The sequence below is a fragment of the Klebsiella sp. HMSC25G12 genome, assembly GCF_001807705.1.
Classification (GTDB): Bacteria; Pseudomonadota; Gammaproteobacteria; order Enterobacterales; family Enterobacteriaceae; genus Klebsiella; species Klebsiella variicola.
Genome location: NZ_KV789843.1, coordinates 33421 through 41935, shown reverse-complemented (window position 1 = coordinate 41935; position 8515 = coordinate 33421). Strand labels below are relative to the sequence as shown.

Sequence of the window (8515 nt, the reverse complement as noted above, 5' to 3'; positions counted from 1 at the left end):
CGCTTGCGCGGGCCTACGAAACAGAGTAACCGGTTGATATACAGGGCTCCGTAGGCCGGATAAGGCGTTAGCCGTCATCCGGCACAACGACGGGAACGGAGTCTGGTACAGCTTGCCCGGCGGCGCTGCGCTTGCGCGGGCCTACGAAACAGAGTAACCGTTTGATATACAGGGTTCCGTAGCCCGGATAAGGCGCAGCGCGCCGCCATCCGGGAGACGATTGCGGGCAAAAACAGCGAGACTTAGCCTTCGTTTTCCGCCAGTTCACGCAGATACTGGAAGATCAGGCGCGCCGATTTCGGCGGCTTGTTGCCTTCTTTCTCTTTCTTCGCATTGCGGATCAGCGAACGCAGCTGCTGACGGTCAGCATCTGGCCACAGGTTCAGCACTTCAGCGACAGCGTCATCCCCATCGTCAATCAGTCGATCGCGGATCTGCTCCAGCTTGTGGAACAGCGCAACCTGCTGGTTGTGACGGTTTTTCAGCTTGTCCAGCGCCTGACGAATCGGATCGACATCGCGGTTGCGCAGCATCTTACCGATAAGCTGCAGCTGGCGGCGGCGACCCTCTTTTTTGATTCGCTGGGCGAGTTCGATGGCGTCGCGCAGGTCAGTATCCAGCGGAATTTTATCCAGCGCGTTTTTCCCCAGGTCAACGAGTTCCGCGCCAAGACGCTTCAGTTCTTCCGCGTCGCGCTTAATTTCACTCTTACTGACCCAGATGATTTCATCATCTTCATCTTCAACGTCATCACCGGGCACGTCGTCGAGCCAGTCTTCGGGCTGCTTTGTCATCTCAGGCTCCTTAAAAAAAGAGGCTAATGTTACCAGTTAAGGCGCGCACTGAAAAACGGTTCTCTGTTAGACTTCAGTTAACTCCTTCTTACATTATGGCATTAGCAATGAAAGTCATCTCTCAAGTTGCACAGCAGCGTAAGACGCTGGAAGAAGCCGTTACCACGGCACTGGAACTGGCGGCAGGTAAATCTGACGGTGCGGAAGTCTCCGTCAGCAAAACGACGGGCATCGGCGTCAGCACCCGCTATGGCGAAGTGGAGAATGTAGAATTCAATAGCGATGGGGCGTTAGGCATTACGGTTTACCATCAGAACCGCAAGGGCAGCGCCTCTTCCACCGATCTTAGCCCGGACGCCATCGCCCGCACCGTACAGGCGGCGCTGGATATTGCGCGCTACACCTCCCCGGATCCGTTTGCCGGTGTGGCCGATAAAGAGCTGCTGGCCTTTGACGCCCCGGATCTGGACCTGTTCCACCCGGCGGAGGTCTCCCCGGACGAAGCCATCGAACTGGCCGCCCGCGCGGAGCAAGCGGCGCTGAAGGCCGATAAACGCATCACCAACACCGAAGGCGGCAGCTTTAACAGCCACTACGGCATCAAAGTGTTCGGTAACAGTCACGGCATGCTGCAAAGTTACTGCTCGACTCGCCATTCGCTCTCCAGCTGCGTCATCGCGGAAGATGATGGCGATATGGAGCGCGACTACGCCTACACCATTGGCCGGGCGATCGAGGATCTGCAGTCCCCGGAATGGGTCGGGGAAGAGTGCGCTCGCCGCACCCTGTCGCGTCTGGCGCCGCGTAAGCTATCGACCATGAAGGCGCCGGTTATTTTCGCCAACGAAGTGGCGACCGGGCTGTTTGGCCACCTGGTCGGAGCGATTGCCGGTGGTTCGGTATACCGCAAATCCACCTTCCTGCTCGATTCGCTGGGCAAACAAATTTTGCCAGAGTGGCTGACCATCGAAGAGCATCCTCACCTGCTGAAAGGGCTGGCCTCCACGCCGTTCGACAGCGAAGGCGTGCGCACCGAGCGTCGTGACATCATCAAAGACGGCGTGCTGACCCAGTGGCTGCTGACCAACTACTCGGCGCGTAAGCTGGGGATGAAAAGCACCGGCCACGCCGGGGGCATCCACAACTGGCGCATTAACGGCCGCGGCCTGAGTTTTGCAAAGATGCTTAAAGAGATGGGCACCGGTCTTGTGGTTACCGAACTGATGGGGCAGGGTGTCAGTGGCGTCACCGGCGACTACTCACGCGGCGCATCCGGCTTCTGGGTAGAAAACGGCGAAATTCAATATCCTGTCAGTGAGATCACCATTGCAGGAAATCTGAAAGAAATGTGGCGTAATATCGTGACCATTGGCGATGATATTGAAACGCGCAGCAACATTCAGTGCGGTTCTGTGCTGCTGCCGGAGATGAAAATCGCCGGGCAATAACACCTGTTTGCTTAAATAATAAAAAGGAAGTGAGCAATGCGTAAAAAACTGTTAGCGATGCTGGCTGTCTCTGCTTTTGCGCTCGGTTCAGCGTCGGCCTTCGCCGACCTGGGCGAAGACATGGACACTCTGGCAGAAAACCTGCAAGTGGTACAGAAGACCTCCGACGCCGGCGAGCTGAAAGCGGCGCTGAATAAGATGCGTACCGCCGCGGTCGATGCCCAGAAAGAGACCCCGCCGAAGCTGGAAGGCAAAGCGGCCGACAGCGCTGAGATGAAAGATTACCGTCATGGTCTGGATATTCTGATCGGCCAGATCGACGGTGCGCTGAAGCTGGCGAACGAAGGCAAGGTGAAAGAGGCGCAGGCCGCCGCGGAGGAGTTTAAAACCACCCGCAACACCTACCATAAGAAGTACCGCTAACCGTTCTTTTCGGGAGGCATCAGCCGATGCCTCCCGCCTGAAAGCCTACCGATATCACATTTTTCCACTCTCTTTTTCCGGCCTTTCCGCTGCCGCGGGCGCCTTGTCCACGCTCATTGTTGTGATACATCTCACGTCATAGCCGTCGTTTTTGCCTTTTCCCTGTGAATATGTGGGGTCGATCACGCCTGCCGTCTCCCTTTCCACTTCGAAGTGGAAAACAACTCGCTACAAACTCCCATCCCCCGGCGCTACCTTGATTTCCAGAGACATCAGCGGGGTATCAGAAGTGAATAACGGAGCGGTAATACACGACGAAGGGGAGCAGGCAGCGCAGACTGAACGGCTGGCTGACAAGATGCTGCAGCAGGTTTACGCCTTGTTAAACCGTCACGGCATCGTCCCTAACGACGTTCAGGAGCAAATGCTGACTTCCCACGTGCGGGCCATGGCCCACCGGTCAATCAGTGGTGAACCGCTGCCGGAAGTGGATGCCAGCCTGTTCGAAGAGATTTCACCAGATTCAATGACGCTGGCCCGCGAAGTGGTCGCGCAGTTCGGCAACCTGCCCGATGAAGAGGCCTGGCTGCTGTCCGTCCATTTCGAAGTCGCAAAAGAAAACCTGTAAGGAGCAAAACATGGAACAAATCACCGTAGTCATTGGCGACCGTCTGGGTAAAGGCCAAAAAGTCGCTGCAGGCGCTGAGAAAGCGGGCGCACGTGCTGTGGTCGTCCCTGGCGTTGCTGCCGATATGAAGCTTGGCGACATGATGAAAGCGGAAAACGCTACCTTCGGCATCTCCTTCTGCGGCAGCGGCGGCGCCGGGGCCATCACCGCCCAGACCAAATACGGCTACAAAGCGAAATATGGCATGCGTTCGGTGGAAGAGGGCGTCACTGCCATCAACGAAGGGTGCAACGTGCTGGGCTTCGGCTTTATGGATAAAGAAGAGCTGGGCGAGCGCCTGGTAGAAGCCTGGAAAAAGAAATACGGCGCATAAGTATGAAAGAGCAATTCACCACCACGGTGAGGGTTGCCGGCAAAGGCGAAAGCAAATCACGGGCCTTCGCCGATGCCCTGAACCATGTGCAGGCTGCGGTGATGAAAACCTCATCGCACATTCTGCTGCGTATTGAGCCACAGGACGTGACGGTTGTTCATGCGCGCGAAGCGGTACGAAAAGAGGCCTTCCTGTTCTTCTTTTTGCGCCGTGAACGACGGACCTACAGCGTGGAGCTGGACGTCACCGTCAACGTGACCGCCATCGATCTCGATAAAGTGGATTTCGTCACGCAAACCTGATTGTTAGCAAAGGGTCTGACTATGTTCCTGATAATTTTAATAAAATCGCTCATCATCGGCGGCCTGGTCGGCGTCGGCGTGGGCGCCGGAGCGGCACGCATGTTTCACGCCCCTACCACCCAGGGGATGGGGGCGTTTCGAACCCTGGGCGAGCTGAATTCCTGCGAAGGCGATCCGGCTTCCCACTTCTCCTTTGGCCTCGGTTTCTTCTTTAACGCCTGGGCCTCTTCCGTGGCAGCAGGCTCCTTCACCCAGGATGTTGACCACCGCATTATCCCCAACTGGGGCGCGGCGGCGCTAATGCTGAAAAATCGTAACGTCGGCGAAACGCTGCACGATCCGAAAAAAATGGCCATCTCCTGCGGCATCATCGGCATGATTGTCGTCGCCTTCCTCAACCTCACCGCCTCGTCCGTACCGGAAGCGCTGCAGGTGACCGCGGTTAAGGTCCTGGTGCCGGCGGCAAACCTGCTGGTGAACACCGTGATGCCGGTGATCTTCTGGCTGGCGGCTATCGATGCCGGTAAGAAATCAGGCTTCTGGGCGACGATTTTCGGCGGCGCCGCGCAGCTGATTATGGGTAACGCCGTACCGGGTCTGGTGCTGGGGATCCTGATCGGTAAAGGCGTCGAAGAGAGCGGCTGGAACCGGGTGACTAAAGTGATGATGGTGGCCATCGTCGCGCTGTTTGTCCTCAGCGGCTTCTTCCGCGGCTTCGACATGAAGATGATCGAATCCTTCCATCTGACCGTGCCGAACTGGCTGGACATGATCCACAACTCACTCAGCGGCAAGTAACGGGAGCCTGATAATGGAACAGAATAAAGGTTTTTGGTATGCCGACTGGTCGTTCCCGATCTTTGTTGGCCTGCTCTCCTCCGGCGTCTTCGCCGGGACGCACATGTACTACCTGTACGGCATCGGCGCCTTTAACGAAGTGGCCTTCGTGGCCATGCTGAAGTCGGGGATTGATACCGGCGTTTACGGCGCGGTGGCGGCGTTTGGCGCCAGCTTCCTGTTCGCCCGCATCATCGAAGGGTCGCTGGTGGGGATCCTCGATATCGGCGGAGCGATACAGACCGGTATCGGTCTTGGTGTACCGGCGCTGCTGCTCGGCGCGGGCTTTGTCTTCCCGGTGGCGAACTTCGCCGCCTCGCTGGTCACCGGCCTGGTCCTTGGTCTGGCAGTGGGTTACATCATCATTCTGGCGCGTAAGTTCACCATTAACCAGAGCGATTCCACTTACGGCGCCGACGTGATGATGGGGGCCGGTAATGCCTCCGGCCGCTTCCTCGGTCCCTTGATTATCCTCAGCGCGATGACCGCCTCGATTCCTATCGGGATTGGCTCGCTGGTTGGCGCACTGCTGTTCTACATCTGGCAGAAACCGATCACCGGCGGCGCCATCCTCGGCGCGATGATCCTCGGCTCCATCTTCCCGGTGGCGATTAGCTAATCGCCCGATGGCGCTGCGCTTATCGGGCCTACACGTCAGCGCGATTGGTAGGCCGGATAAGGCGGTACGCCGCCATCCGGCAACAGATTCACCCTTTTCATCAGGAGATAGCTATGTTTGATTTACTCCTGCGCCGTGCGCGCCTCGTCGACGATACCCTGACTGATATCGCCATCCAGGACGGGAAAATCGCGGCGCTGGGCGAGATTAGCGCGCCCTCCCGCAACACCCTCGATCTGCACGGCAACAGCTACGTCAGCGCCGGCTGGATTGACTCCCACGTTCACTGCTACCCGAATTCGCCGATTTATCACGATGAGCCGGACAGCGTCGGCATCGCCACCGGCGTCACCACCGTGATTGATGCCGGCAGCACCGGCGCCGACGACGTCGATGACTTCTATCAACTGACCCGTAACGCGGCGACGGAAGTTTATGCGTTGCTCAATATCTCCCGCGTCGGGCTGATTGCGCAGAATGAACTGGCGAATATGGCCAATATCGACGCCGCTGCGGTGAAGCAGGCGGTGCAGCGTCATCCTGATTTTATCGTCGGCCTGAAGGCGCGGATGAGCAGCAGCGTCGTCGGCGAAAACGGCATTACGCCGCTGGCGCGCGCCAAGGCCATTCAGCAGGAAAACGGCGATCTGCCGCTGATGGTGCACATCGGCAATAACCCGCCGAACCTCGATGAAATCGCCGATCTGCTGAGCCGCGGCGACATCATTACCCACTGCTATAACGGCAAGCCGAACCGCATTCTGAATCCCGCCGGCGAACTGCGTAGCTCGATTACTCGCGCTCTGCAGCGCGGCGTGCGCCTCGACGTTGGGCACGGCACCGCCAGCTTCAGCTTTGAAGTGGCGCGGCGGGCGATTGCGCTGGGCATTCTGCCGCACACCATCAGCTCCGATATTTACTGCCGTAACCGTATCGATGGCCCGGTGCGCTCGCTGGCGCTGGTGATGTCGAAATTCCTCGCCATCGGCATGACCCTGCCGCAGGTCATTGCCTGCGTGACCGTCAGCGCCGCCGAGGGGCTGCGCCTGTCGCGTAAAGGGCGGCTGGAAGTGGGCTTCGACGCCGATTTAACGCTATTTCGCCTGGAGCACCGGCCCACGCTGCTGGTGGATGCCGAAAAAGAGAGCCTCCAGGCTGACAACATTCTGGTGCCGCTGGCCGCGATCCGCGCGGGCAAAGGCTATCTGACCGAACAAGGGAGCGCGGAACATGCCTTCGATTTTTGAGAAATACCATTTAAAACAGGTGATTAATACTTCGGGCCGCATGACGGCGCTGGGCGTTTCCACGCCGCGCCCGGAAGTGGTGGAAGCCGCGATGGCCGGTATGAACCAGTACTTTGAAATGAAAGACCTGGTGAATAAAACCGGCGAGTACATCGCCAGGTTGCTGGATGTGGAAGGGGCGACCGTTGTCTCCTGCGCGTCGGCGGGGATTGCCCAGTCGGTGGCGGCGGTGCTGGTAAAAGACAGCGACTGGCTGCTGGAGAACCTGCACGTTACGCCGATTGAGAATAACGAAATCGTGTTGCCGAAGGGCCACAACGTCAACTTCGGCGCGCCGGTTGGCACCATGGTGGCGCTGGGCGGCGGTAAGCTGGTGGAAGCGGGCTACGCCAACGAATGTTCCGCCCAACAGCTGGCGGCGGCAATCACCCCGCGCACCGCGGCGATCCTGTACATCAAATCCCACCACTGCGTACAGAAAAGCATGCTCAACGTCGCGCAGGCTGCGGAAGTGGCGCGCCAGCATGGCTTGCCGCTGATTGTCGATGCGGCGGCGGAAGAAGATCTGCAGTGCTACTACCGCATGGGCGCCGACCTGGTGATCTACAGCGGCGCAAAAGCCATTGAAGGGCCGACCAGCGGGCTGGTGATCGGCAAAACGCAGTACGTCGAGTGGGTTAAACGCCAGTCGATGGGGATTGGCCGGGCGATGAAAGTGGGTAAAGAGGGCATTCTCGGCCTGACCTGCGCCATTGAACACTACCTGACGGCGAGCAAAGAGAGCGGCGAGCAGATGGTGGCGAAGATGACGCCGTTTATCGAACAGCTCAACACGCTTAACGGCGTGACCGCCCGGGTGGTGTGGGATAGCGCGGGTCGCGATATCGCCCGCGCCGAAATCAAATTCAACGAAGCGGTGACCGGCGTGAAGACCGGCGATCTGGTTAACGCGCTGAAGCAGGGCGAATACGCCATCTACTTCCGCGGCTATAAAGCGAATGAAGGCATTATCGAAGCCGATGTCCGCAGCGTGAACGCGGAGCAGCTGGCGGTGGTCGCCCGCCGCATCGCGGAAGTGCTGAACAAGGAGAAACAAGCATGAAACTGACCCCAAACTTTTACCGTGATCGCGTGTGCCTGAACGTCCTGGCGGGCAGCAAATACAACGCCCGCGAAATTTACGACGCGGCGGAAGGTCACGTCCTGGTCGGCGTGCTCTCCAAAAACTATCCGGATGTCGCCAGCGCGGTGGCTGATATGCGTGACTACGCGAAGCTTATTGATAACGCGCTCTCCGTCGGGCTGGGCGCAGGCGATCCAAACCAGTCGGCGATGGTGAGCGAGATTTCTCGCCAGGTGCAGCCGCAGCATGTCAACCAGGTCTTCACCGGCGTGGCTACCAGCCGCGCGCTGCTCGGGCAGAATGAGACCGTGGTGAATGGCCTGGTCTCGCCGACCGGTACGCCGGGAATGGTGAAGATCTCCACCGGCCCGCTGAGCAGCGGCGCGGCGGATGGCATTGTGCCGCTGGAAACCGCCATCGCGCTGCTGAAAGACATGGGCGGCAGCTCCATCAAATACTTCCCGATGGGCGGCCTGAAGCACCGCGCCGAATTCGAAGCCGTCGCCAAAGCCTGCGCTGCGCACGATTTCTGGCTGGAACCGACCGGCGGTATCGATCTGGACAACTACAGCGAGATCCTGAAAATCGCTCTCGATGCCGGGGTGAGCAAAATCATCCCGCATATCTACAGCTCGATTATCGATAAAGCCAGCGGCAACACCCGCCCGGCCGATGTGCGCCAGCTGCTGGAGATGACTAAGCAGTTAGTGAAGTAGTGCTA

At 58.6% G+C, this 8515-nt stretch carries 12 protein-coding genes; 10 read left to right on the top strand and 2 right to left on the bottom strand.

Annotated elements, in window-relative coordinates; genetic code table 11:
* Window positions 1–242: 242 nt before the first annotated feature.
* Window positions 243–794 (bottom strand): ribosome biogenesis factor YjgA, encoded by a 552-nt coding sequence (gene yjgA, locus HMPREF3096_RS07055; RefSeq protein WP_004177664.1) that lies wholly within the window; start codon window positions 792–794, stop codon window positions 243–245.
* 95 nt (window positions 795–889) lie between these two features.
* On the opposite strand from yjgA, the gene pmbA reads away from it, so the two are divergent.
* Together pmbA and cybC are read left to right on the top strand one after the other, a co-directional pair.
* Window positions 890–2242: a metalloprotease PmbA gene (pmbA, locus tag HMPREF3096_RS07050; protein ID WP_008807141.1), complete on the top strand. Its 1353-nt coding sequence runs from the start codon at window positions 890–892 to the stop codon at window positions 2240–2242.
* Between the two features lie 36 nt (window positions 2243–2278).
* On the top strand, window positions 2279–2665 hold the full coding sequence (gene cybC / locus HMPREF3096_RS07045; RefSeq protein ID WP_002886893.1) for a cytochrome b562: 387 nt from the start codon (window positions 2279–2281) through the stop codon (window positions 2663–2665).
* Window positions 2666–2719: 54 nt separating this feature from the next.
* Here cybC and HMPREF3096_RS30805 read toward each other — a convergent pair whose 3' ends face one another.
* Complete coding sequence (locus HMPREF3096_RS30805) at window positions 2720–2851, bottom strand: hypothetical protein (protein ID WP_012543089.1); 132 nt, start codon at window positions 2849–2851, stop codon at window positions 2720–2722.
* Window positions 2852–2954: 103 nt separating this feature from the next.
* On the opposite strand from HMPREF3096_RS30805, the gene HMPREF3096_RS07040 reads away from it, so the two are divergent.
* From HMPREF3096_RS07040 to dagF, 8 genes are all read left to right on the top strand, one after another.
* A complete protein-coding gene (locus HMPREF3096_RS07040) occupies window positions 2955–3293 on the top strand; it encodes a PRD domain-containing protein (RefSeq protein WP_008807140.1) in 339 nt (112 codons plus the stop codon).
* Window positions 3294–3303: 10 nt separating this feature from the next.
* Window positions 3304–3666 carry an SFCGS family glycine-rich protein gene (locus HMPREF3096_RS07035; protein ID WP_004206501.1) on the top strand — a complete coding sequence of 121 codons (363 nt, stop codon included), beginning with the start codon at window positions 3304–3306 and terminating at the stop codon, window positions 3664–3666.
* Window positions 3667–3668: 2 nt separating this feature from the next.
* Window positions 3669–3968: a DUF4312 family protein gene (locus HMPREF3096_RS07030; protein WP_004206503.1), complete on the top strand. Its 300-nt coding sequence runs from the start codon at window positions 3669–3671 to the stop codon at window positions 3966–3968.
* A 21-nt stretch (window positions 3969–3989) separates the two neighbouring features.
* Entirely contained in the window at window positions 3990–4766 is a 777-nt protein-coding gene (locus HMPREF3096_RS07025) for a DUF4311 domain-containing protein (RefSeq protein WP_002886897.1), read from the top strand.
* 13 nt (window positions 4767–4779) lie between these two features.
* Complete coding sequence (locus HMPREF3096_RS07020) at window positions 4780–5424, top strand: DUF4310 family protein (RefSeq protein WP_004152267.1); 645 nt, start codon at window positions 4780–4782, stop codon at window positions 5422–5424.
* A 113-nt stretch (window positions 5425–5537) separates the two neighbouring features.
* On the top strand, window positions 5538–6671 hold the full coding sequence (locus HMPREF3096_RS07015; protein ID WP_012969089.1) for an amidohydrolase/deacetylase family metallohydrolase: 1134 nt from the start codon (window positions 5538–5540) through the stop codon (window positions 6669–6671).
* Window positions 6655–7773, top strand: coding sequence for a DgaE family pyridoxal phosphate-dependent ammonia lyase (locus HMPREF3096_RS07010; RefSeq protein ID WP_012969088.1), 1119 nt, complete (start codon window positions 6655–6657; stop codon window positions 7771–7773). Before HMPREF3096_RS07015 ends, HMPREF3096_RS07010 begins: the two co-directional genes overlap by 17 nt.
* On the top strand, window positions 7770–8510 hold the full coding sequence (gene dagF, locus HMPREF3096_RS07005) for a 2-dehydro-3-deoxy-phosphogluconate aldolase (RefSeq protein WP_032731803.1): 741 nt from the start codon (window positions 7770–7772) through the stop codon (window positions 8508–8510). Before HMPREF3096_RS07010 ends, dagF begins: the two co-directional genes overlap by 4 nt.
* Window positions 8511–8515: the final 5 nt, after the last annotated feature.